Here is a 23,995-nt window from a genome sequence, read left to right as displayed (position 1 = left end):
AACCCAATCCTCCCCATTTCCGATGGAGAGGGGGACCGTCGCGTCGGCGATGATGATGGGGGTGGCAACGCCAGCGAAAGGCCTGCTCCTTCACCACTGGACCATGCCCGCCGGTCCGCCTCACCATCGATGATGGGCGCCGCCCCAAACGAAAAGCCCTCCCCGAGACGTCTCGGGGAGGGCTTTTCGTTACACCGCGAAGGGCTTAGCCGCGACGGGGACCGCGCGGGCCGCCCTGGGTGGGACGCGGCGAGTAGCGACGCGGACCGCCGGGGCCGCCCGCACCGTTCGGGCGACCGCCGGGACGACCACCGCCACCCGGACCGTTGCGACGCGGGCCGCCATGGCTCGAACCGCCGGCGGGCGGGCCGTCGGCCTGCTCGATCGCGATATCATCCTCGGCATGGTCCGCCTCGGTCCGCTTCAGCGCGGCGACGAAGCGCGAAGCCAGGGCGCTGGGGATTTCGAACATCGTCTCGTCGGGCTGGATGCGGATCGCACCGATCTCGTTGCGGGTGATGTGCCCGCGACGGCAGATCAACGGCAGCAACCAGCGCGGATCGGCATTCTGGCTGCGGCCGACGCTCATGCGGAACCAGACGGTATCGTCGAAACCTTCACGACGCTCGCGCGGGGCGGGCGTGTCGCCCTCGACCAGTTCCTCGGCCTGCGGCAGTGCTGCGCGGTGCGCCCGGACGAGCGCCGCCGCGATTTCCTCGGCCGACTTCTCGGCGAGCAGGCGGGTCGCCAGTTCGCGATCGGCGTCGTCCACCTCGACCGGTGCCAGCAGCGCCGACAGCAGGCGTTCGCGGTCCTGCTCGCGAATTTCCTCGAGCGTGGGTGCACGACGCCACTCGGCGTCGATGCGTGCACCGCGCAGCATGCCCTCGACCCGGCGACGACGCGGATAGGGGACGATCAGGATCGCGGTGCCCTTGCGGCCCGCGCGGCCGGTACGCCCCGAACGGTGCTGCAACGCCTCGGCATCGCGCGGGATTTCGACGTGGATGACCAGCGTCAGGCCGGGCAGGTCGATGCCACGCGCGGCGACGTCGGTCGCGACGCAGACGCGGGCACGGCCGTCGCGCAGCGCCTGCAGCGCATGGTTACGCTCGTTCTGCGAATGCTCGCCCGACAGTGCGACCGCCGAGAAGCCACGCTCGACCAGGCTGGCGTGCAGGTGGCGGACATTGTCGCGCGTGGCGCAGAACAGGATGGCGACCTCCGCCTCGTGCAGGCGCAGCAGGTTGACCACCGCCGCCTCGATATCGGCGGGGGCGACCGTCACCGCCTGATAGGCGATGTCGGCATGGCCCTTGTCCTCGCTGATCGTCTCGATCCGCTTGGCATTGGTCTGGTAACGCTTGGCCAGCTGCACGATCGGGCGCGGCATGGTCGCCGAGAACAGCAAGGTGCGCCGCTCGGACGGCGTGCCGTCGAGGATCTGCTCCAGATCCTCGCGGAAGCCCATGTCGAGCATCTCGTCGGCCTCGTCGAGGACGACGAACTTCAGCGACGACAGGTCGAGCGCACCGCGCTCCAGATGGTCGCGCAGACGGCCCGGCGTGCCGACGACGATGTGCGTGCCGTGGCTGAGCGCCCGACGCTCGCGCGAGGCATCCATGCCGCCGACGCAGGTGGCGATGCGGGCGCGGGCGCCGGCATAGAGCCATTCCAGCTCGCGGCTGACCTGCAGCGCCAGTTCGCGGGTCGGCGCGATGACCAGCGCCATCGGAGCGCCCGGCTGGGGCAGGTGGTCGCCGCCGTTCAGCAGCTCGCTCGCCATGGCGAGGCCGAAGGCGACGGTCTTGCCCGAACCGGTCTGGGCGGACACGATCAGGTCGCGGCCCTGGGCGTCATCCTCGATGACGGCGGCCTGGACGGGGGTCGGCGCGGTATAGCCACGCGCGGAGAGAGCAGCCGACAGGACCGGCGGCAAAGCAGAAAAAGGCATGGGGACTCCAACAGAAAAAGGAGCGCGTACCGCCGAACCAAGGGACCCATCCCTCTCGGTTGGCGGATACACCCATGCGGCACGGGTGAATGTTTGCGTTCCGTGAAAGCGTGGCCCTTTACACCAATCGGCGGAAAACTCAACCCGTGCTTGCGGTGAACCGAACGCCCCGTCATGGAGCCGCGCCATGAGCCTGAGCGTTTATACCCTATGAGTGTCGCCTTTCGCCGCGAATCCGATGAGGAACATCTCGAACCCAAGTTCGAGCTGCCGATCCCGTCCGGCCCCAATCTGGTCACGCCCAGGGGGCTGGACCTGACCCGCGCCAAGGTGGCCGAGGTCGAGGCGGCGGTCGCGGCGGCGGAGACGGAGGAGGACCGCACCAGGCTCCAGCGCGAACTCCGCTACTGGCACACCCGCGCCGCCACCGCCGAACTCGCCCCCGCTCCCGCCGAGGACGAGGTGGGGATCGGCAGCGTGGTGACGATCCGGCTCAACGGCCAGATGCGGACGCTGACCATCGTCGGTCACGACGAAGCCGACCCCGCGCATGACCGCATCGCCTATGCCGCGCCGCTGGCGCGCGCACTGATGGGCGCGATGGCAGGCGAAACTGTCCCGTTCGCGGGCAAGGCGGACGCGGTGGAGGTGGTCGAGGTGAAGTAAGGCGCGACCGTCTCCTTTCCGCCCCCCTCCCGCAGGCGGGAGAGGGCCGAGGGGAGGGCGAGGGTTCTCGCAGAGACCAGCGCTGGTGGCGCGGGCCCTCCCCCATCCCCTCCCGCCTGCGGGAGGGGCGTGCCAAGGGGCTACTGATGGCGCCTTCTCTGCCGTGTCGCGTGTCACGACCCCACCGGGTGGCGAGACCCGAGCATTGGTAATAACTGATCCACCCCCAAGCATGACAGTGTCGCCTACGCCGCACCGGTGCCGTTCGGCAGGAGGATCAAGACGGTCGAGGTAGGCCAAAATCCGGCCCTCTCCCTTCTTCCTCCCCTCCCGCAGGCGGGAGGGGACCGAGGGGAGGGCAAGGGGTCTCACAGAGACCAGCGCTGGTGGCACGGGCCCTCCCCCATCCCCTCCCGCCTGCGGGCGGGGCGTACGGAGGGGCTACCGTCGGAGCTATCTCTGACGCGCATTCCCCCCTAAAAGCCCACCCATGCAACATTATGACGCGATCATCCTGGGCGCGGGCGCGGCGGGGCTCATGGCGGCGGCGACGGCCGGGCAGCGGGGGCGGCGCGTGCTGGTCGTCGATCATGCCGAGGCGCCGGGTAAGAAAATCCTGATCTCCGGCGGCGGTCGGTGCAACTTCACCAATAGCGGGACGACGCCCGACCGCTTCTTGTCGGCCAACCCGCATTTCGCCAAGTCGGCGCTGGGCCGCTACACGCCCGCCGATTTCCTGGCGCTGGTCGAGGCGCACGGCATCGCCTGGCATGAAAAGACGTTGGGCCAGTTGTTCTGCGACGGATCGGCGCGGCAGATCGTCGAGATGCTGCTCGACGAATGTGACCGGGCGACGCGCTCGGGAGGGCTGGTCGACATTGCGCTGGGCAAGCCGGTCGACGGGGTCACCCATGACGGTAACGCGTTCCGCGTCGAGAGAAGCGGTACAGCCTTCACCGCCCCGCGCCTGATCGTCGCGACCGGCGGGCCCAGCATCCCGAAAATGGGGGCCACCGGCTATGCCTATGACCTGGCGCGCCAATTCGGTTTGAAGGTGATCGAGCCGCGCCCCGCGCTTGTTCCCCTGACGCTAGGCGGCGAGGAAACGCTGTTCCGCTCGCTATCAGGGGTCGCGTCGGACGTCGTTGCCCGGTCGGGCAAGACACGCTTTCGCGAGGCGGCGCTGTTTACCCATCGTGGCCTGTCGGGCCCGGCGATCCTGCAGGTCTCGTCCTATTGGCGGCACGGCGAGCCGGTGGGCGTCGACTTCGTGCCCGATCAGGAACCCGACTGGCTATTGGCGGCCAAGCGGGCGGCCCCGCGAACCAGCCCCCGCCGCGTGCTGGCGCAAGTCCTGCCCGACCGGCTGGCCGAAACGCTGGCCGAGCGCCTGGCCCTGCCGGCCGAGCTGGGGCTGGCGACCGACAAGGCACTGTCGGCGGCGCAGGCGAAGCTGGCCGACTGGCCCTTCCACCCCAATGGCAGCGAGGGTTATGCCAAGGCCGAGGTGACGGTCGGCGGCGTGTCGACCGCCGGGCTGTCGTCGCGGACGATGGAGGCCAAGGCGGTGCCCGGCCTGCACTTCGTCGGCGAGGCGGTCGACGTCACCGGCTGGCTGGGCGGTTATAATTTCCAATGGGCATGGGCCAGCGGCCGCGCGGCGGGCGAGGCCGTCTGATCGCCGATAAGATCGACGCAGAGCCGATCCCCGGACGCGCCCAATGCGCCATGCGGTCGTCGGCCTGGCGCCGCACGAAGCACGCCCCCCCCGCACCGCGATAGCGCTGGCACAGGCGGTCGGCGTCCGCCCTGGTCAGGCTGCCCACCGACAGACGGTGCAACTGCCCGCTGGCCAGCCGCACGGTTCCGCTCTGCGGCACATAGCCGGACAGGTCGGCATAGCGGCGGGTCAGCGCGGCCCAGGCACGCTGCGCGCCGTCTTCCTGGCCGAACGCGCCGAGCTGAACGTTCCAGTCGCCACGGGGGCGGATCGTCTGGCGGCGCTCCTCGGCCCGGCGCAGCAGTGCGGGCGTCGAGACGAGCCCTGCCGCCATCCGCCGAACGCGCGCCTCACGGTCCGGGGCGGGCGTCGTTTCGGGCGAAGGCTGAGCCATCGACATGGTGTCGGTGGAAGCCGGCGCGGCCTGCGTCGTCGGCAAGGGCTGTGCCACGTCCTGTCGCGCGGCGAAGGCGATGCGGGCTGCGGAAGGATCGACGGCCGCCGGAGCATCGGATCGGGGTTGGGGTTGGGGTTGGGGTTGGGGCAGCGCCTGCACCATGTCCTGCATCACCGCCGCCGACGGGGCGGCGTTCAGCGCCAGCGTCACCGGCTGGCCGCCGTCCGATACCGGATGGATGCCCAGCAGCGACGCGACTTGGTCGGCCGGATTGGAGGCCGCGGCGAAGTCGGCCCATTCCTGCATCCGCACCTCGACATCGGAGGGGGCCATGTCGGCCGAGGCGGCCATGCGCGCCAGATCCCATTGCCCGGCCAGCGCCAGCGACAGGGCCAGGTTTTGCCGCGTCTTGACGCTGGCCCCCTGCTCGCGCGCCGCCGCCGTCAGGATGCGCACGCCCTGCGCCGGATCGCCTGCCAGCGACAGGGCAAGCCCCAGATCGGCCGCCGGGATCACCGATGCGTGCCGATCGAGCAGGGCACGCGCCCCTGCCCCATTGCCGCCCGCGACCATCGCCAGCGCCAGGTTCAGCGCCGAGCGACCATCCGCCGGATCGAGTTGCAACGCATCGGTAAAGGCCTGCCGGGCCGAGGCGAAGCGCCCCGCCTGCAAATAGCTTTGCCCCAGAAGCGCCCGATACGCCGCCTGGTGCGGCTCCGCCGCCACCAGCCGCTCGGCGAGCGCCACCGCACCGATGCCGTCACGCTGCACCAGCACGCGGCGCGTCTGGTCGGCGAGCGCGGCGGTGGCGCGCGTCGTGCCCCCCTGCTCCGTGCCGTCGCCCAGCCGCGCGGTGCGGGGCCCCGCTGCGGTACAGCCGCCAAGCCCGCCCCCGACGACCAGCGCGCCGATGCTGCAGGTAAGGAAAGTGCGGAGCGTCGTCATGCGGGTCATCCGTTGCCAGCCGATAGGGAGAGCGTGACCATCGCCACGCCACCACTGAGTCCGCATATGGCCACCCGCTCCGCCGCGCCGTGGCGGACGGTCGTGGCGCGTTGCGACGAACAGGACGGTGCGTGCATGACCCCATGTCTCCGATTGGGGCGGACGCTAGGGTCGAAGCGTCTAAGGAAGGGTTAAACCCGCCAACTGCCTGCTTTACCCACGCTCGGGGGCGGGGCATGGATGGCGGACAGCAGGTTGGGGAAGATCGAAGATGATGCGCAGTTTCCCGATTGTCGGTGCGGGCATGATCGCCCTGGCCATCGGCCTGATCGCCGCCCCGGCTTTCGCCGATGTGAACGCGGGCACCGATGCCTGGGCCCAGGGCGATTTCCGCAAGGCGGTCGAGGAATGGCGCGGGCCTGCGATCGCGGGCGATCCCGATGCGCAGTTCAACCTGGCCCAGGCCTATAAGCTGGGTCGCGGCGTCCCCCTTGACCCCGCGCTTGCCGAAAGCTGGTTCCGCAAGGCCGCGATCCAGGGCCATATCCCGGCCTCCGACAATTACGGGCTGGCGCTGTTCCAGTCCGGCAAGAAGGCCGAGGCCGCGCCCTGGCTGGAAAAATCGGTCGCGCATGGCGAGCCACGCGCGCAGCTGGTGCTCGGCACGATGCTGTTCAACGGCGACGGCGTGCCGCGCGACTATCCGCGCGCCTATGCGCTGATGACGCTGGCCTCGCAGGCCGGACTGCAATCGGCCTCGCAGACGCTGGCGCAGATGGACCAGTATATCACCCCGCCCGATCGCGAGCAGGGCACCCGCCTGGTCCAGCAATATCGCGCCCGTCTGGCCGCGCTTCCCACCCCCGTCACCAGCGGCCCGACGCGGGTGATGGTGGGGGCCGAGCCCGTGCGCACCGCCGCCGCTCCCGCATCGGCACGGCCACGCTCCAGCGTCCAGTCGGTGCCGGTTGTCCCGTCGCGCCCCGCCATGCCCGGCTATGGCGCCAGCTATCCGGTTCCAGGCTCGGTCCCTGGCACTACCGCCGCAACGTCGCGCCCGGCCGAGCCCGTCGTCGAGGAAGCCTCGGACCTGACGGGTGGCGCACAGCCGATGCGCTCGTCCCCGCCTGCGCACCGCACCGCGCCGGTCCGTATGACCACGCCACGTCCAGCCAAGCCGGCGACGACGCCCCGCGCCAGCGGCGGCGGCTGGCGCATCCAGCTGGGTGCCTTTCGCGATCGGGAGAATGCGACGACGCTGTGGCAGCGAGTCCGGGGCCGTCTGGGTGGTGCCCAGCCCTCCTATGTCACGGCGGGCGGTGTCACCCGGTTGCAGGCAGGCGGCTATGCCAACCGCGCCGAGGCCCAGGCCGCCTGCACCCGCTCGGGCCAGCCCTGCGTCGTGGTCGCGCCCTAACGACGATCGTCGTCGAGGCGGCTGCTTCATGCTTCCCTGTAAGGGGAGGTGGCAGGCCGAAGGCCTGACGGAGGAGTATCCTCTCCTTGAGAAAACGGTCCAACCTCGCCACCGGCGACACCCCTTTCCCCTCAAACAAGGGCGAGGGAAGGAAAAGAAGCGCCGGTGCCACTCTACAGGCACCGGCCTGGATCAGGCGGTGACCCACTCCGCGCTTGGAATGCCCTGCGCATAGAGGAGCGCGGTCAGGTCGTTGTGATCGATCCGCGCCGCCGCCGCGCTCGCGACGATCGGCTTGGCGTGGTACGCGACGCCAAGACCGGCGCGGCGGATCATCGCCAGGTCGTTGGCGCCGTCGCCCACCGCCATGCTTTCTTCCGCACCGATGCCGAGTTCGCCGAGCGCGGCGAGCAGCGTGTTTTCCTTCGTGTCCGAACCCACGATGGGCTTGCGCACCGTGCCGGTCAGCTTGCCCTCCGCGATCTCGAGCACATTGGCGATGGCGCGGTCGAAGCCGATCTGGGCCGCGACCGGCTCGGCGAAGCGGGTGAAGCCGCCCGACACCAGGATCGCATGGCCGCCACGCGCATTCATCGTCTGCACCAGCGTACGCGCGCCCGCCATCAGCACGACACGCTCGGCCAGGCACTGCGCGATGACCGCTTCATCCAGCCCTGCGAGCAGCGCCACCCGCGCATCCAGCGCGGCGGCGAAGTCGAGTTCGCCGCGCATCGCCCGCTCGGTCACCTCGGCGACCTGGTCCTTGATCCCGGCATAATCGGCCAGTTCGTCGATGCACTCGACGGTGATCATGGTGGAGTCCATATCGGCGACCAGCAGCCGCTTTGCGCGGTTCGCGGCGGGCTGCACGATCACGTCGAGCGACAGGTCATGGCCGTATCCGCCCTTGGCGATCGAACGAGCCTCGTCCTTCAAACGGTCGGCCAGCCCCGCGCAATCGCTCGGCAAGAAGCCCTCGCCGGGCTCGAAGGTCAGGTCGAAGGCGCGCCCTTCGTCCAGCCACTCCCCCGAAACCAGCCGTCCCGCCGTCGAGTCGCCGTCGAATTCGAAGGCCACGTCAGAAAGCATCGAGGCGTCGAAGGTCTGATCCGCTATGTAGGTCGCAATGAACACAATGGCTCTCCCGAATGTGGCGCTCATTGCAGGGCCGACCGCCAGCGGCAAGTCCGCATTGGCGCTCGATCTGGCAAGGGCGACCGGCGGCACGATCATCAATGCCGATTCGGCGCAGGTGTACCGCGACCTGTCGATCCTGACCGCCCGCCCGTCGCCCGACGAAATGGCGCAGGCCCCGCACCGACTGTTCGGCCATGTCGATGGCGCGGACACCGGCTATTCGGCGGCACGCTGGGCGGCGGACGCGCGAAGCGCCATAGACGCAAGCATCGCGGCGGGATCGCTGCCGATCCTCGTCGGCGGCACCGGCCTTTATATGCGCACCCTGCTCGACGGCATCGCGCCGGTGCCCGAGATCGATCCCGCCATCCGCGCCGAGGTCCGCGCGCTGCCCGTCGCCGAGGCCCATGCCGCCCTGTCGCGCGAAGACCCGGTGGCCGCCGCACGGCTCAACCCCGCCGACACCACCCGCGTCGCCCGCGCGCTGGAGGTGGCGCGCTCCACCGGCCATGCGCTGCACGAATGGCAGGCACGGAAAGAAGGTGGAATCGGCGAGCGCATCGCCCTGTCCGCCGTCATCCTGCTACCCGACCGCGACTGGCTGAACGCGCGGATCGACACCCGCTTCGGCGAGATGCTGGACGAAGGACTGGACGAGGCCGCCGCCCTGCTCGCCCGTCCCGACCTGCCCGCCGACGCGCCGATCCGCCGCGCCATCGGTGTGCCGGAGGCCGCGGCGCTGCTGGCGGACACCATGACGCGCGCACAAGCCGAGGCGGCAGGTGCGCTCGCGACAAGACGTTACGCCAAAAGGCAATTTACCTGGTTCCGTCACCAGCCTGGCCCCGACTGGACCGTGATTTCCGACACCGCTCCCGATGTGCGCCGCAGCACAATCGAAACATTGTTGCGCAATTGATGGTTGACGCGCACTTTTTAAACTTGTAGCCGCGCCTCTCCCGACAAGCCCCGTCAGTGGGCACGGACGCAGAAGGACGAAGACGATGACCGAGAAAAGCGGAGCCGATATCCTGGTCGAGGCGCTGTGCGATCTCGGCGTGGAGGTCGTCTTCGGCTATCCGGGTGGTGCGGTGCTGCCGATCTATGACGCGCTGTTTCGCGCCAACAAGAACGGGGTGCGCATCCGCCACATTCTGGTCCGCCACGAACAGGCGGCGACCCATGCGGCGGAGGGCTATGCCCGCTCGACCGGCAAGCCCGGCGTGGTGCTCGTCACCTCCGGCCCCGGCGCGACCAATGCGGTCACCGGCATCACCGACGCGCTGCTCGATTCGATCCCGATGGTGGTCATCACCGGCCAGGTGCCGACCGCGCTGATCGGCACCGACGCGTTCCAGGAAGCCGACACGGTCGGCATCACGCGCCACTGCTCCAAGCATAATTACCTGGTGAAGGACCCCGCCCGGCTGGGCGAGGTGGTGCACGAGGCGTTCCACATCGCGACCCAGGGCCGCCCCGGTCCGGTGGTGATCGACATCCCCAAGGACGTGCAGGTCGCCACCGCCCGCTATCAGAAGCCGGGCCCGATCCGTCACAAGACCTATCGCCCGCAGGTGAAGGCCGACCAGACGCAGGTCGAGCAGCTCGTCGACATGCTGGCGGCCGCCGAGCGCCCGATCCTCTATACCGGCGGCGGCATCATCAATTCGGGTCCGGCCGCGTCGCAACTGCTGCGCGAACTGGCCCGCATCACCGGCGCGCCCGTCACCTCGACCCTGATGGGTCTGGGTGCCTTCCCGGCCAGCGATCCGCAATGGCTGGGCATGCTGGGCATGCACGGCACCTATGAAGCCAATATGGCGATGAACCAGGCCGATCTGGTGGTCGCCTTGGGCAGCCGGTTCGACGACCGCGTGACCGGGCGGCTGGACGCGTTCAGCCCCAACAGCCGCAAGGTGCATGTCGATATCGACCGGTCGAGCGTGAACAAGAATGTCCGCGTCGACCTGGCGATCATCGCCGATGTCGGCCACGCGCTGGAGGATGCGGTGCGCATCTGGAAGTCGCGCCAGCATCCCAAGCCCGACACCGCCGAATGGCAGCGTCGCATCGCGGGCTGGCGTGCGGTCGGCTGCCTCTCCTTCCCGGAGGCGGGCGACGCGATCATGCCGCAGCGGGCTATCCGCGCGCTGTACGACGCGACCAAGGCGCGCCAGCCGATCATCACCACCGAGGTCGGCCAGCACCAGATGTGGGCCGCGCAGCATTTCGGCTTTGAAAAGCCGAACAAGTGGCTGACGTCTGGTGGTCTCGGCACCATGGGTTACGGCCTGCCCGCCGCGATCGGTGCGCAGCTCGGCAACCCGGGCGCGCTGGTGATCGACATCGCCGGTGAAGCCTCGATCCAGATGAACATCCAGGAACTGGCGACGGCGACGCAGTATCGCCTGCCGGTCAAAATCTTCATCCTGAACAACGAATATATGGGCATGGTCCGCCAGTGGCAGGAACTGACCTATGAGAGCCGCTATGCCGAAAGCTATTCGGACTCGCTGCCCGACTTCGTGAAGCTGGGTGAGGCTTATGGCTGGAAGGGCATATTGATCGAACACCGCGACGAGCTGGAGGACGGCATCGCCGCGATGCTCGACCATGACGGGCCGGTGATCGTCGACTGCCGCGTGGCCAAGCTCGCCAACTGCTTCCCGATGATCCCGTCGGGTGCCGCGCATACCGACATGATCCTGCAGGCCAACGAGGTATCGGGCACCATGGACGACGAGGCCAAGGCGCTGGTTTGACCTTCAAGCTCCTCCCCGCCCGCGGGGAGGGGGACCGTGACGCGAAGCGGCACGGTGGAGGGGGATCGCCGCGTGGGTCAGCATGGGTGGAGGGCCCCCTCCACCATGCTCCGCATGGTCCCAGTGACAGGTCGATCGTGCCCCCGGCATGATCTGGATTGCCTGGGGGGCAATCCACCTGCCACTCCGTTCCGGGGAGGAAGAGATTAGAAATGCATATCAAGACCGAACAGGTGGAACGCCACACGCTGGCGGTGATCGTCGACAACGAACCGGGCATCCTTGCCCGGATCGCGGGTCTGTTCACCGCGCGCGGCTATAATATCGAGAGCCTGACCGTGTCGGAGATCACCGCCGACAAGGCGGTCAGCCGCATCACCATAGTCACCAGCGCCTCGCCGCCGGTGATGGAGCAGATCATCGCCCAGCTCGACCGGCTGGTGCCGGTCCACTCGGTCACCGACCTGACCATGCTGGGCGACCATGTCGAGCGCGAGCTGGCGCTGGTAAAGGTGGCGGGCACCGGCGACCGCCGGATCGAGGCGCTGCGCCTGGCCGAGGTTTACCGCGCCCGCGTGGTCGACGCGACGATCTCCAGCTTCGTGTTCGAGGTCACCGGCGGCATCGCCAAGATCGACAAGTTCGTCGAACTGATGAGCGAAGTCGGCCTGGTCGAGGTCGCCCGCACCGGCATCGCCGCCATCTCGCGCGGGGCCGAGGCGGCCTGAGCCACCCTTCATTTTTCATTTTCCGAGGCCCGATGCGGCCCAACCATTTCGAAAGGGAAGTCCAATGCGTGTGTATTACGATCGCGACGCCGATCTGAACCTGATCTCCGAGAAGAACATCGCCATCCTGGGTTACGGCTCGCAGGGTCATGCCCATGCCCAGAACCTGCGCGATTCGGGCGTCAAGAATGTCGCGATCGCGCTGCGCCCGGGTTCGGCCTCCGCCGCCAAGGCGGAAGGCGCGGGCTTCAAGGTCCTGTCGAACAAGGAAGCCGCCGCCTGGGCCGACATCCTGATGATCCTGGCCCCCGACGAGCATCAGGCCGCGATCTATGACGCCGACCTGAAGGGCAACATGAAGCCCGGCGCGGCGCTTGCCTTCGCGCACGGCCTGAACGTGCATTTCGGCCTGATCGAGCCGCCCGCCGACATCGACGTCATCATGATCGCGCCCAAGGGCCCCGGCCACACCGTGCGCAGCGAATATGTGCGCGGCGGCGGCGTGCCCTGCCTGATCGCGATCCACCAGGATGCCAGCGGCAATGCGCATGACGTGGCGCTGGCATATGCCAGCGGCGTGGGCGGCGGTCGTTCGGGCATCATCGAGACGAACTTCCGCGAAGAGTGCGAGACCGACCTGTTCGGCGAGCAGGCCGTGCTGTGCGGCGGCGCGACCGCGCTGGTCCAGGCGGGCTTCGAGACGCTGGTCGAGGCGGGCTACGCCCCCGAAATGGCCTATTTCGAGTGTCTTCACGAACTGAAGCTGATCGTCGACCTGATGTATGAGGGCGGCATCGCCAACATGCGCTACTCGATCTCGAACACCGCCGAATATGGCGACATCAAGACCGGCCCGCGCATCATCACCGAAGAGACGAAGAAGGAAATGAAGCGCGTGCTCGCCGACATCCAGTCGGGCCGCTTCGTGAAGGACTTCGTGCTCGACAACCGCGCCGGCCAGCCCGAACTGAAGGCCAGCCGCATCGCCGCCAAGCGCCATCCGATCGAGCAGGTCGGCAGCGAACTGCGCGCGATGATGCCGTGGATCGGCGCGAACAAGCTGGTGGACAAGGCGAAGAACTGATTTGTTCCTGGGGGGGGGAGGGCTCGGTGAGACACGGGGCCCTCCCCCATCCCAGTTTCAGGTAAACGATGCCCCGCATCGTTCAGGTCATGCCGGGGGCATGACCGACCTGAAACTCGCTTGCGGGAGGGGCGTGCCAAGCGGGCGCCGCAAGCGCTTCAACTAACCAGCGGCTTCTGCGAAAAATGGAACAGCCGCCCCAAACCTCTCCCCTCCCGCAGGCGGGAGGGGCTGGGGGAGGGCAAGGAGCCTCGCAGAGACCACCACCCGGAAACGCATCGTTGCGACCTTGGCCTTTGACGTGCGTTGAGCGCACAGCCCACAAAGGCCACCGTCCAACAGGGAGTTACCACCCATGCGTTTCGTTCTTCCCGCCGCCATGGCGCTCGTCATTGCCGCCCCCGCCATCGCCCAGACCAAGGCCGCCCCGACCGGCACGCCGGGCGCCGCCATCGCCTCGCGCGTCGTCGCGGGCACCTATGCCGTCGACCCCGCGCATACCCAGGTCACCTGGTCGCTGAACCATATGGGCTTCTCGATGCTCGAGGGGCAGTTCGGCGCGTCGGAAGGCACGCTGACCATCGATCCGGCCCGCCCGCAGGCGGCCAAGGTCGACGTGACCTTCAAGATCGACAACCTCTCGGTCACCGCCGCACCTTTCGCGAACCACCTGAAGTCGAAGGACTTCTTCGACGCCGCGACCTATCCGACCGCGCGCTTCGTCTCGACGGGCGTGAAGGTGATGGGCAACAAGGCCGTCATCACCGGCAACCTGACCATCAAGGACCAGACCAAGCCGGTCACGCTGAACGCCACCTTCTTCGGTGCGGGCACCAATCCGATGTCGAAGAAGCTGAACATCGGTTTCCGCGCGACGGGCAAGATCAAGCGTTCGGACTTCGGCGTCGGCGCCTATGTGCCGGTCGTGGGTGACGAGGTCGACCTGACGATCAACGCCGCCTTCACCGCGCAGTAATTCCGGGCCCGTCCCAAGACCAGGGTCCTTGCAGCCTCCTATACACCATCCCGGCGAAGGCCGGGGTGGTGTATAGGGGGGCGAATGACCAATCCTTGGGGCAATCCGTAGACCGCAAGGCCGCTCCCATAAGGGGCGGCCTCGTTCGTTTGTGCCGCCGTCGTCAGGCGCGCGTCATCAATCTCGATATGGACAAGGCGACGCCGACGCGGCATGAACCGCTCCATCATGATCGCCGCGCCGCTGCTCCGTTCGCTTCGACTTATCCGCCCTTAGGGGAGGATCGGCGTGGCCATGCGCGACTTCCCTAAGGGCGGAATGAACCGATAAGCCTGTCCCCGCCGCACCTTTGGCCAGATGCGGCCGAGAATGCTGGAAGACCCGACGATCATGCTGCGCGACCCCTCCACCAAATACCGCCCCTTCCCCACCATCGCCCTGCCCGATCGGCAATGGCCGAACCGCACGATCACCAAGGCGCCGCGCTGGCTGTCGACCGATCTGCGCGACGGCAACCAAGCGCTGATCGATCCGATGGACGCGGAGAAGAAGACGCGGATGTTCGACCTGCTCGTCAAGGTCGGACTGAAGGAGATCGAGGTCGGCTTCCCGAGCGCGGGCGCGACCGAGTTCGACTTCATCTCCGGCCTGATCCGCGAGGATCGCATCCCCGAGGACGTGACGATCCAGGTGCTGACCCAGTCGCGCCGCGACCTGATCGAGCGCAGCTTCGAAAGCCTGGAGGGGGCACGCACCGCCATCGTCCATCTCTACAATGCGGTCAGCCCGGCGTGGCGCAAGATCGTGTTCGGCATGACCCGCGACGAGGTGCGCAAAATCGCGGTCGAGGGTGCCAAGATCCTGCGCGACGAAGCCGCCAAGCGCCCCGACACGCGGTGGCAGTTCGAATACAGCCCCGAAACCTTCTCGACCGCCGAGCTGGATTTCTCGGTCGAGGTATGTGCCGCCGTCATGGACGTGCTGAAGCCCACACCCGAGCATCCGCTGATCCTGAACCTGCCCGCCACCGTCGAGTGCGCGACGCCCAACGTCTATGCCGATCAGATCGAATGGTTCGGCCGCAACATCCCGAACCGCGATTCGGTGGTCATATCGCTGCACACGCATAACGATCGCGGGACGGGCGTCGCCGCCGCCGAGCTGGGCGTGATGGCGGGTGCCGACCGGGTCGAGGGTTGCCTGCTGGGCAATGGCGAGCGCACCGGAAATTGCGACCTCGTGACGGTCGCGCTCAACCTGTACACCCAAGGCGTCGACCCCCGCCTCGACCTGTCGGACATCGACGAGGTGGTGAACACGGTGAATTATTGCACCAACCTGCCCGTGCATCCGCGCACCCCCTATGCGGGCGACCTGGTCTTCACCGCCTTTTCGGGCAGCCACCAGGACGCGATCAAGAAGGGCTTCGCCGCCCAGGGGCAGCGCAACGACGATCTGTGGGAAGTGCCGTACCTCCCCATCGATCCCGCCGATCTGGGCCGCAGCTATGAAGCGGTGATCCGCGTCAATTCGCAATCGGGCAAGGGCGGCGTCGCCTGGGTGATCGAGCAGGATAAGGGACTGAAACTGCCCAAGCGGCTCCAGGCCGATTTCAGCCGCCACGTCCAGGCGATGGCCGACGCGACCAGCCGCGAGCTGAACGCCGCCGATATCTGGGGCGGGTTCGAGGCGACCTATCTGCCGCGCGACGACGACCGGTTCGTCCTGCGCGACTATGAGGAAAGCGGCACGGCGGGACAGCGGACCTTTATCGGCCGCGTGCTGGTGGCGGGCGAGGAACGTTCGATCTCCGGGCGCGGCAACGGCCTGATCTCCAGCGTGATCGCCGCGCTCGCCGACACGACCGGCCCGGCGCTGGAGGTGATCGACTATAACGAACATGCCATCGGTCACGGTGCCGATGCGCAGGCCGCCGCCTATGTCGAGGCACGCACCGCCGACGGGCGCATCGTCTTCGGGGTCGGGCTCGATACCGACATCGCCACCGCCAGCGTCCGGGCGGTGCTGTCCGCCGCCAATCGGGCCTGATGCGCGCGCACGCGGCCTTTCCCGGCTAAGACGACGACGATGGCGGTGGTCGCTCCTCCTTCGTCGTCGGGCCGGTGGGCGTTCATCCCCGAACGCTATCGCGAGAAGCTGCGCGAGCGGGGCGCGTCGATCACCCTCACGGTGGTCGCGCACCTGCTCCTCGCATGGCTGCTGTTCCACCTCGCGCCCAAGCTGATCGAGCCCGAGCGGTCCTCCGCGCTCAACACCTTCTCCGTGTCGCCGTCGGACAGGGAGGCCGGCGCACCGGTGCCCGAAACCCGCACCGTCACCCGCAAACCGGCGGCGGCGGGTGGGTCGAAGGCACCCGCGACGCAGAAACAGCCCGACACGCCCACACCGCCGACCGAGAAACAGGCCGACACCTCCGCACCGACGCCCTGGCAATGGGGCGACAAGTCGCTGTTCGAAGGCGGTAACATCGCCGCGATGCCCAAGGGCGAGGGCAAGGGTGTCGGGTCGAGCAATGGCGACGATCGTGGTGAGGACAGCGCCTCGGCCTATGGTCCGGGCGAAGGCCCCGGCGGCCAGAGGCTGTACAATGCCGAATGGTATCCGCACCGCCCGAGCAATGCCGAACTGAACGGCTATCTCCGCGCCGCACCGCCGCCCGGCAGCTGGGCGCTGATCGCGTGCAAGACCATCCCCGACTATCGGGTCGAGAATTGCCGCATCCTGGGCGAGTCCCCGGTCGGACTGGGCTTGGGCCGCTCGATGCGCGAGGCCGCCTGGCAGTTCCGCGTCCGCGCGCCACGCATCGGCGGCAAGGTGATGGTCGGCGAATGGGTGCGCATCCGCATCGACTTCAACGGCCCCGGCGGGGGCGACTGAGGCAGATGATCCTCTCCGGCACGGGGAGGTGGCAGGCCGCGAGGCCTGACGGAGGGGGGCTTCCACGGCGTGCATCCTTTGCGGAGAGCCCCCTCCACCATGCTACGCATGGTCCCCCTCCCCGTGCCGGGGAAGATCGGCGCCACCCTCAATAGGTGAACTGTAACTGGGTCCGGATCAGGTCGCCGGTGGCGCGGCCGAAGCGGCGGGAATCCGCCTCCCGTCGTTCCATCCGGGCATAGGCCAGGGTGAGTTCCAGCGCGTCGACCAGCTGGATTTCGGTGCCCAATTCCCACTCGTCGGTTTCCAGGCGCGGCGCATCGACATTGGCTTTCCAGCCGCCGCGATAATGCTGCCAGCGGACATAGGGGATGGCGCGACCGATCGGGGTCTGGCCGACATTCGCCATCAGCTGGACATAGCCGCCGCCCAGACGGCTGGAGCGGACGAGCCCCAGCGCATTGTCATATTGCGGTCCCCAGCCGGTCGTCCATTCGGTCTGGATACCGAAAGGCTGCGGATAGAGGATGGCATGGACGGCGACCCGATCATCGCGATAGTCGACGGTGCTGACCCCGCCGCTGCGCAGTTCGGGGCGAAAGCGGTTGAACAGCGCCGAGCCGCCCACTTCCAGCACCTGCCCCCGGAACAACGGCCCCAGCCCGTCGAGCGCAAAGGGCCAGGTGGCCATGGCGACCTTCATCAGATTATCGGTCCGCTCGGTCCGGTTGGTCCCCTGCCCGTTATAGACGGCCAGCCCGAACGCACCGTAATTGCCGAACAGCTTCTGCTTGTTCTTGGTCAGCCGGTCCCAGATCGCCTGAACCGGCGCGGGGGTGTAATAGACGTTGATGCCGACGTCGCGCTCGCCCGGCACGCCGCTGTTGATCGCATCCGAGCGGTCAAGCGGCAGGCGGTTGGACGAGGATTGCAGATTCTCCCAGCCGAACGGCACCTTGGACTGGCCGAAGCGCAGGCGCAGGCGGCGTTCGGGGTCCAGGAACCAGTCGACATAGACGTCGCGCAACTGGCCGAAATTCTCGCGCCGCTCGGTGCTCGACTGGTTGTTCACCGCCGCGCCGAAGTCATGCTGGAAATAGAGTTGCAGCCGGTCGGTGATATCGCCCTGCAAAACGAGCCGGACGCGGCGCAGCAGGAAGCCGCCATCATCGTTGATCGAGGCGTCGTGGACCGAGCGCAGCCGCGAGCCATTGGGGCCCGGCGCATCCTCGCTGTCGAGCAAAGCGTTGTAGCGAAGCTGCGTATAACCGCGCAGGCGTAGCCGTTCGTACCAGGGCGCGCGGGCGGACGGCGGCTTGGGGGCGCTGGCCACCCGCTGCGGCACAGGCGTCACCACCGGTGGCATCGCGGGCGCAGGCTGCACGGTGGCAACGACAGGCGGCGCGGCGGGCAGAGCAGCGGGCGGCATCGGGCCAGACGTCGCCCCAGCCTTCTGCGCATCGGTCAGCGCCTTGATCTGCGCCTTCAACTCGTTGATCTGCTGCTGAAGCTCTTGCACGGTTTGTGCGACGGCAGGCGTGGGAACGCCGCCGACCGCAAGCGCGACCGCCAGCCCGATAGGGCCGCGATGGAATAACGTCTTGGTCACGCTGAACGCCCTGCCCTGTTGGTCGCGGCGGCTTAGGGCAGCAGCAGGTCCTTTCGCAACAGTTTGATGACATTCCCGTTAAGATGACCGGCAGGCCTATCGGCCATGGTCAGCGGGTGCGTTCGATCTCGCAGCCGATCCGGGCGTCGGGATAGATATCGGTCTTGGTCGAGCGAACCTTGACCGCCGTCACGCGCGGGTCGGCCAGGCACAAAGCCGCCACCGCCTCGCACAGGCTTTCCTGCAGCGCGAAGCCCGGCCCACGCGCCATCGCCAATATGCCCTCGCGCAGGAAGTCATAGTCGAGGACCTCCTCGATCCGGTCGGCATTGGGTGCGGCCGGATAGGTGACGGTCATCGCCACCGACAGGCTGACCGGCTGGGGCGCGACCTCATGCGGATAGATGCCCAGATGCATCGCCACCGTCATCTCGTCGAGCAGGATCTTGTAGGTCGCGGTCATGCCCGTCCTTCGAACATCACATCGCCGTCGCGGCGGCAGAAACGCTGGCCGCAATCGACATACAGCGTCTGGCCGCGAAGCCCCCTGGCGGTCAGCAGGAAGGATACGGCCTCCGCCACCGCCTCCGCGCCGATGGGGCGGCCGAGCAGGTTCTTGGTCGCCGCCTCGGCAAATTCCGCATCGCTCTGGTCGCCGCTCTGCAGCGTCAGGCCGGGCGCCACCGCATTGACCGCGATGCGCGGTCCCAGCGCCTGCGCCAGCATCGTGTTCGCCCCCGCCAACGCGAATTTGGCGCAGCTATAGGCGAAGAAATCGGGGTTCGGATTGGCCAGCTTCTGGTCGAGGATATCGACCACCGCGCCGTCCTGCATATCATCCTGCCGCGCCAGCGCCGACGCCAGCAGGGCCGGTGCGGCGGCGTTGATCGCATAGAGCCGCGCCATCAGGGCGGCGTCCGTTTCCGGCGGCCGGTCAAAGACAAAGGCCGAAGCGCTGTTGACCAGCCCGTCGATCGGCCCGCCCGCCGCCACGCGCGCGCGGGCGAACAGCGCGTCGATGCCGTCGAGCTCGGCCAGATCGCCCTGCACCATCGGCGCGTCCAGTTCCGCCGCCAGCGCCGCCGCCTCTTCGCGCGAGCCGTTATAGTGGATCACCGGCCGATGCCCGTCCGCCGCCAGCCGCCGGGCGATATGCGCGCCCAGCCGCTTGGCCGCTCCGGTGATCAGGACGGTGCGGCGTGTCATCCACGCTGGCCCATCAACGCCAGCACTTCCTTGCGGCTGCGATCGTCGTCGCGGAACGTGCCCATCATGCGGCTCGTCACCATCGAGACGCCCGGCGTACGCACCCCACGTGAGGTCATGCAGCCATGCGTCGCCTCGATCACCACCGCGACGCCCAGCGGCTTGAGGTTTTCCCAGATACAGTCGGCAACCTCGGCGGTCAGCCGCTCCTGCACCTGCAACCGGCGGGCAAAGCCATGCAGCACGCGCGCAAGCTTGGAGATGCCGACGACATGATTGCGCGGCAGATAGGCGATATGCGCAACGCCGATGATCGGGGCCATATGGTGTTCGCAATGCGACTGGAAGGGAATGTCCTTCAGCAGCACGATCTCGTCATAGCCGCCAACCTCCTCGAACACCCGCGACAGGTGGACGGCCGGATCGTCGGCATAGCCCGCGCAATATTCAGCCCAGGCGCGTGCGACGCGCTTGGGCGTATCGACCAGCCCCTCGCGCGTGGGATCGTCCCCGGCCCAGGCGATCAGCGTGCGGATGGCGTCCGCGACATGGTCCGGGACAGCGATCTTGCCGTCTTCGCCGATCAGATCGCCATCGTCCGGCTCGCCGTGCGCGCAACTCATATATTGTCCTTCACATCAAAGTCGGTGCGTTAGCGGATCGATGGCGAGGGTGCAAAATCTGGGTCTCGGCCCAGCCCACCGTTCAGCCAGAAGATAGTTTGCCCCGAATTCCTCCCCTTACAGGGAAGGACTATGCGCTGATCCTACTTGATCCGCTCATAGCAGGGCCTGCGACTTCGCTAGGACCGAACAGGGATTGGCTTACCGCCGCAGACGCTCCGCCGCCCAGGCCACATGATCGGCCATGAAGGTCGAGATGAAGTGGTAGCTATGGTCGTACCCCGGCTGCATCCGCAGCGTCAGGGCGATCCCCGCCTTTTCGCACGCCTCGGCCAGCAATTCGGGGCGGAGTTGCTCGGTCAGGAACTGGTCGGCATCGCCCTGGTCGACCAGCAGGTCGGGCACCCGCGCCCCGTCCTCGATCAGCGCGACCGCATCCGCCTGTCGCCACGCCGCCCGGTCCGGGCCCAGATAACCGCCCAGCGCCTTCTCACCCCAGGGCACCTGGGACGGTGCGACGATGGGGGCAAAGGCCGACACGCTGCGGAAGCGGTCAGGGTTGCGCAGGCCGATGGTCAGCGCGCCGTGGCCGCCCATCGAGTGGCCGGTAATGGCTTGCGCGCCCATGTCGGCAACCGGGAAATGCTCGGCGATCAGCGCGGGCAGTTCCTGTTCGATATAGGTCCGCATCCTGAAATGCTTCGCCCAGGGTTCCTGCGTGGCATCGACATAGAAGCCCGCGCCCTGCCCCATGTCATAGGCGTCGTCATTGGCGACACCTTCCCCACGCGGCGAGGTATCGGGGGCGATGAAGATCACCCGGTGCTCGGCGCATGGGGCCCGATACTCGCCCTTGTCGGTGACATTGGCATGGGTGCAGGTCAGGCCCGACAGATACCACAGCACGGGCAGCTTTTCGCCCGCCTCATGCTCCGGCACGAAGACCGAGAAGGTCATGCGCGTGCCGGTCGCGTCACTGTCATGCACGTACACGCCCTGGATGCCACCAAAGGCCTTGGAGGTCGAAATCGTCTCGATCGTCATCGGAACACCACCGTCCGGTTGTCATTGAGGAAGACCCGCCGCTCACCCACCCAGGCGACCGCGCGAGCCAGCACCTGCGCCTCGATATCGCGGCCGATGCGGATCAGGTCGTCGACGCTGGCGCGGTGATCGACACGCTCGACCGCCTGCTCGATGATCGGCCCCTCGTCCAGGTCGGCGGTCACGAAATGCGCGGTCGCACCGATCAGCTTCACCCCGCGCGCATGGGCGCGGTGATAGGGCTGCGCGCCCTTGAAGCCGGGCAGGAAGCTGTGATGGATGTTGATGCACCGCCCCGGAAGCGCCGCGACCAGCCGCTTGCCCAGCACCTGCATATAGCGGGCGAGCACCAGATAGTCGGCCCGGGTCTCGTCCATCAGGGCCAGCATCGCTGCCTCCTGCTCCGCGCGATTGGCATCGCTGACCGGCAGGTGATGCCAGGGCAGGCCATGCCATTCGACCAGCGGGCGAAGGCTGTCATGGTTGGAGACGACGCCGACGATCTCGACCGGCAGCGTGTTTGTCCGCCAGCGATGGAGCAGGTCGTTCAGGCAGTGCGACCCCTTCGACACCGCGATCAGCATCCGCGGCCGCTCGGCGGCGGGGGCGACATGCCAGTCGAAGCCGAACCGCGTGGCGGGCTCGGCCAGCGCCGCCCTCACCCCCTCGACCGAGGTGGGGAAGCGCGCCCCCTGCCCGGTGAAGACGATGCGCAGGAAGAAGCGCCCCGTCTCCAGATCGGCATATTGCTGGCTGTCGAGGATGAAGCCGTCGATCCCCGCCAGCACGCCCGACACGGCGGCGACGATGCCTACCCGGTCCTGGCAGGCCAGCGTCAGGATGTAGTCGTTGCTCACGCTTTCGGCGCACGACAGCCGAGGCAAAGCTTGTTGCCGTCGGGATCGCGCAGATAGCCGAGATAGGCCGGTCCCATCGGCGTCTGACGCTCGCCCACGGGGGCTTCGATCGCCGTACCGCCATGCGCGACACCCGCCGCATGTGCGGCGTCGAGCTGCGCCGGATCGGCCGCGCCCAGCCCGATGGTGCCGCCATTGGCGAAGGTGGCCGCCTGCCCGTCGATCGGCCGGGTCACCATGAAGGCCGCGCCGTTGTGACGGTAAAGAAGCCGCTCCCCGGCCTGCATGCCCGGCTCGCCGCCCAGCGCGGTGAACAGCGCATCGTAGAATGCCTTCGACCGTGCGATGTCGTTCGATCCGACCATGACATGCGTGTACATCAGTTCGCCTCCACCAGATGCCGCGCGCACAGCTTGTTGCCGGTCGGGTCGCGCAGATAGGCCAGATAGACCGTGCCCACCGGCGGATGGCGATAGCCCGGCGGGTCCTCGATCGCGGTGCCGCCATGCGCCAGGCCCGCCCTGTGCCAGGCATCGGCCTGTTCGGGCGAGTCCACCGCGAAGCCCAGCGTTCCGCCATTGGCATGGGTGGCGGGCTCGCCATTGAGCGGCCGGGTGATCAGGAAGCGCGAACCCTTGTGGCTGTAGACCAGCCGCCCGAGCGGATCGACCACGCCCTCCGGCGCACCGATCACGCCCAGGATCGCGTCATAGAAACGCTTGGCCTGCGCAATGTCGTTCGCGCCGATGACGACATGGCTGAACATCAGAAGATCACCACGCTGCGGATGCTCTCGCCCGCATGCATCAGGTCGAAGCCCTTGTTGATCTCCTCCAGCGTCAGTCGGTGGGTGATCATCGGGTCGATCTCGATCTTGCCGTTCATATACCAGTCGACGATCTTGGGCGTGTCGGTCCGCCCGCGCGCGCCGCCGAACGCCGTGCCGCGCCAGTTGCGCCCCGTCACCAGCTGGAACGGCCGCGTGCTGATCTCCTTGCCCGCCTCGGCAACGCCGATGATGATCGAGGTGCCCCAGCCGCGATGGCAGGATTCCAACGCGGTGCGCATCACCTCGGTATTGCCGGTCGCGTCGAAGCTGTAGTCCGCGCCGCCATCGGTCAGCTCGAGGATCTTGGCGATCGTCTCCTCGCGGCTCAACCCCTTGGAATTGAGGAAGTGGGTCATGCCGAAGCGACGGCCCCATTCCTCGCGCGCCGGGTTGATGTCGACACCGATGATCCGGCCCGCGCCCGCCAGCTTGGCGCCCTGGATGACGTTCAGGCCGATGCCGCCCAGACCGAAGACGACGATATTCTCGCCCGGCTGCACCTTGGCGGTGTTGACCACCGCGCCCACGCCCGTCGTCACGCCGCAGCCGATATAGCAGCTGGTGTCGAACGGCGCGTCTTCACGGATCTTCGCCACCGCGATCTCGGGCAGGACGGTGAAGTTCGAGAAGGTCGAGCAGCCCATATAGTGAAAGATCGGCTGCCCCTTGTAGCTGAAGCGGGTCGTGCCGTCGGGCATCAGGCCCTTGCCCTGGGTCGCGCGGATCGCGGTGCACAGGTTCGTCTTGCCCGACAGGCACGACTTACACTGGCGGCATTCCGGCGTGTAGAGCGGGATGACATGATCGCCCGGCACCACGCTGGTCACGCCCGCGCCCACCTCGCGCACGATGCCGCAACCCTCATGCCCGAGCACGCTGGGGAAGATGCCTTCGCTGTCCAGCCCGTCTAGGGTATAGGCGTCGGTGTGGCAGATGCCGGTCGCCATGATCTCGACCAGGACCTCACCGGCCTTGGGCCCCTCCAGATCGAGTTCGACGATTTCGAGCGGCTTCTTCGCTTCGAAGGCGACGGCGGCGCGGGTCTTCATGGTTCCTGTCTCCTTGGATGGCGGCCCTGATGCCCCGTGGCGCGCGCCGGTGCAACCAACGAAAGCCCTGGAGGATTGGTACCGACCACCAGTC

At 67.8% G+C, this 23,995-nt stretch carries 22 protein-coding genes; 10 read left to right on the top strand and 12 right to left on the bottom strand.

The window, feature by feature from the left end; genetic code table 11:
- Positions 1–205 precede the first annotated feature (205 nt).
- On the bottom strand, positions 206–1,954 hold the full coding sequence (locus SOM26_RS06735; protein WP_320451968.1) for a DEAD/DEAH box helicase: 1,749 nt from the start codon (positions 1,952–1,954) through the stop codon (positions 206–208).
- A 210-nt stretch (positions 1,955–2,164) separates the two neighbouring features.
- Here SOM26_RS06735 and SOM26_RS06730 point away from each other — a divergent pair, with 210 nt between their 5' ends.
- Both SOM26_RS06730 and SOM26_RS06725 read left to right on the top strand, forming a co-directional pair.
- Positions 2,165–2,620 (top strand): GreA/GreB family elongation factor, encoded by a 456-nt coding sequence (locus tag SOM26_RS06730; RefSeq protein ID WP_320451967.1) that lies wholly within the window; start codon positions 2,165–2,167, stop codon positions 2,618–2,620.
- Positions 2,621–3,110: 490 nt separating this feature from the next.
- Positions 3,111–4,298, top strand: a complete 1,188-nt coding sequence (locus SOM26_RS06725; protein WP_320451966.1) for a BaiN/RdsA family NAD(P)/FAD-dependent oxidoreductase — start codon at positions 3,111–3,113, stop codon at positions 4,296–4,298.
- On the opposite strand, the gene SOM26_RS06720 is transcribed toward SOM26_RS06725, so the two are convergent.
- Positions 4,225–5,682 (bottom strand): SPOR domain-containing protein, encoded by a 1,458-nt coding sequence (locus SOM26_RS06720; protein ID WP_320451965.1) that lies wholly within the window; start codon positions 5,680–5,682, stop codon positions 4,225–4,227. The genes SOM26_RS06725 and SOM26_RS06720 overlap by 74 nt on opposite strands.
- 271 nt (positions 5,683–5,953) lie before the next feature.
- On the opposite strand from SOM26_RS06720, the gene SOM26_RS06715 reads away from it, so the two are divergent.
- Positions 5,954–7,099 (top strand): SPOR domain-containing protein, encoded by a 1,146-nt coding sequence (locus tag SOM26_RS06715; protein WP_320451964.1) that lies wholly within the window; start codon positions 5,954–5,956, stop codon positions 7,097–7,099.
- A gap of 192 nt (positions 7,100–7,291) precedes the next feature.
- On the opposite strand, the gene serB is transcribed toward SOM26_RS06715, so the two are convergent.
- Positions 7,292–8,188 carry a phosphoserine phosphatase SerB gene (gene serB, locus SOM26_RS06710; RefSeq protein WP_320451963.1) on the bottom strand — a complete coding sequence of 299 codons (897 nt, stop codon included), beginning with the start codon at positions 8,186–8,188 and terminating at the stop codon, positions 7,292–7,294.
- Positions 8,189–8,225: 37 nt separating this feature from the next.
- Here serB and miaA point away from each other — a divergent pair, with 37 nt between their 5' ends.
- The 7 genes from miaA to SOM26_RS06675 all read left to right on the top strand — a co-directional run bounded on the left by miaA (position 8,226) and on the right by SOM26_RS06675 (position 16,684).
- Complete coding sequence (gene miaA, locus SOM26_RS06705) at positions 8,226–9,155, top strand: tRNA (adenosine(37)-N6)-dimethylallyltransferase MiaA (protein WP_320451962.1); 930 nt, start codon at positions 8,226–8,228, stop codon at positions 9,153–9,155.
- A gap of 85 nt (positions 9,156–9,240) precedes the next feature.
- Positions 9,241–10,998 (top strand): biosynthetic-type acetolactate synthase large subunit, encoded by a 1,758-nt coding sequence (ilvB, locus tag SOM26_RS06700; protein WP_320451961.1) that lies wholly within the window; start codon positions 9,241–9,243, stop codon positions 10,996–10,998.
- Between the two features lie 212 nt (positions 10,999–11,210).
- The gene (ilvN, locus tag SOM26_RS06695) at positions 11,211–11,726 is read left to right on the top strand and encodes an acetolactate synthase small subunit (RefSeq protein WP_320451960.1); all 516 of its coding nucleotides are present in this window, start codon (positions 11,211–11,213) and stop codon (positions 11,724–11,726) included.
- A 64-nt stretch (positions 11,727–11,790) separates the two neighbouring features.
- Positions 11,791–12,810 carry a ketol-acid reductoisomerase gene (gene ilvC / locus SOM26_RS06690; protein WP_320451959.1) on the top strand — a complete coding sequence of 340 codons (1,020 nt, stop codon included), beginning with the start codon at positions 11,791–11,793 and terminating at the stop codon, positions 12,808–12,810.
- A gap of 355 nt (positions 12,811–13,165) precedes the next feature.
- Positions 13,166–13,786, top strand: a complete 621-nt coding sequence (locus SOM26_RS06685; protein ID WP_320451958.1) for a YceI family protein — start codon at positions 13,166–13,168, stop codon at positions 13,784–13,786.
- 390 nt (positions 13,787–14,176) lie between these two features.
- Positions 14,177–15,835 carry a 2-isopropylmalate synthase gene (gene leuA / locus SOM26_RS06680; protein WP_320452352.1) on the top strand — a complete coding sequence of 553 codons (1,659 nt, stop codon included), beginning with the start codon at positions 14,177–14,179 and terminating at the stop codon, positions 15,833–15,835.
- Between the two features lie 39 nt (positions 15,836–15,874).
- Positions 15,875–16,684 carry a hypothetical protein gene (locus SOM26_RS06675; protein WP_320451957.1) on the top strand — a complete coding sequence of 270 codons (810 nt, stop codon included), beginning with the start codon at positions 15,875–15,877 and terminating at the stop codon, positions 16,682–16,684.
- A 148-nt stretch (positions 16,685–16,832) separates the two neighbouring features.
- Here SOM26_RS06675 and SOM26_RS06670 read toward each other — a convergent pair whose 3' ends face one another.
- From SOM26_RS06670 to SOM26_RS06630, 9 genes are all read right to left on the bottom strand, one after another.
- A complete protein-coding gene (locus SOM26_RS06670) occupies positions 16,833–18,293 on the bottom strand; it encodes a porin (RefSeq protein ID WP_320451956.1) in 1,461 nt (486 codons plus the stop codon).
- 109 nt (positions 18,294–18,402) lie between these two features.
- On the bottom strand, positions 18,403–18,756 hold the full coding sequence (locus SOM26_RS06665; RefSeq protein ID WP_320451955.1) for a dihydroneopterin aldolase: 354 nt from the start codon (positions 18,754–18,756) through the stop codon (positions 18,403–18,405).
- Positions 18,753–19,499: an SDR family oxidoreductase gene (locus SOM26_RS06660; RefSeq protein WP_320451954.1), complete on the bottom strand. Its 747-nt coding sequence runs from the start codon at positions 19,497–19,499 to the stop codon at positions 18,753–18,755. The genes SOM26_RS06665 and SOM26_RS06660 overlap by 4 nt, the downstream gene beginning before the upstream one ends.
- Positions 19,496–20,122, bottom strand: a complete 627-nt coding sequence (gene folE, locus SOM26_RS06655) for a GTP cyclohydrolase I FolE (RefSeq protein WP_320451953.1) — start codon at positions 20,120–20,122, stop codon at positions 19,496–19,498. Before folE ends, SOM26_RS06660 begins: the two co-directional genes overlap by 4 nt.
- A 201-nt stretch (positions 20,123–20,323) precedes the next feature.
- A complete protein-coding gene (gene fghA / locus SOM26_RS06650; protein WP_320451952.1) occupies positions 20,324–21,166 on the bottom strand; it encodes an S-formylglutathione hydrolase in 843 nt (280 codons plus the stop codon).
- Entirely contained in the window at positions 21,163–22,023 is an 861-nt protein-coding gene (purU, locus tag SOM26_RS06645) for a formyltetrahydrofolate deformylase (protein ID WP_320451951.1), read from the bottom strand. Before purU ends, fghA begins: the two co-directional genes overlap by 4 nt.
- Complete coding sequence (locus tag SOM26_RS06640) at positions 22,020–22,403, bottom strand: VOC family protein (protein WP_320451950.1); 384 nt, start codon at positions 22,401–22,403, stop codon at positions 22,020–22,022. Before SOM26_RS06640 ends, purU begins: the two co-directional genes overlap by 4 nt.
- On the bottom strand, positions 22,403–22,789 hold the full coding sequence (locus SOM26_RS06635; protein WP_320451949.1) for a VOC family protein: 387 nt from the start codon (positions 22,787–22,789) through the stop codon (positions 22,403–22,405). The genes SOM26_RS06640 and SOM26_RS06635 overlap by 1 nt, the downstream gene beginning before the upstream one ends.
- A complete protein-coding gene (locus tag SOM26_RS06630) occupies positions 22,789–23,901 on the bottom strand; it encodes an S-(hydroxymethyl)glutathione dehydrogenase/class III alcohol dehydrogenase (protein ID WP_320451948.1) in 1,113 nt (370 codons plus the stop codon). Before SOM26_RS06630 ends, SOM26_RS06635 begins: the two co-directional genes overlap by 1 nt.
- Between the last annotated feature and the right edge of the window lie 94 nt (positions 23,902–23,995).

The sequence above is a fragment of the Sphingomonas sp. CFBP8993 genome (genome assembly GCF_034044895.1).
GTDB lineage: Bacteria > Pseudomonadota > Alphaproteobacteria > Sphingomonadales > Sphingomonadaceae > Sphingomonas.
The sequence above is the reverse complement of the archived record's forward strand: the minus strand, read 5'-3'. Positions and strand labels throughout refer to the sequence as shown.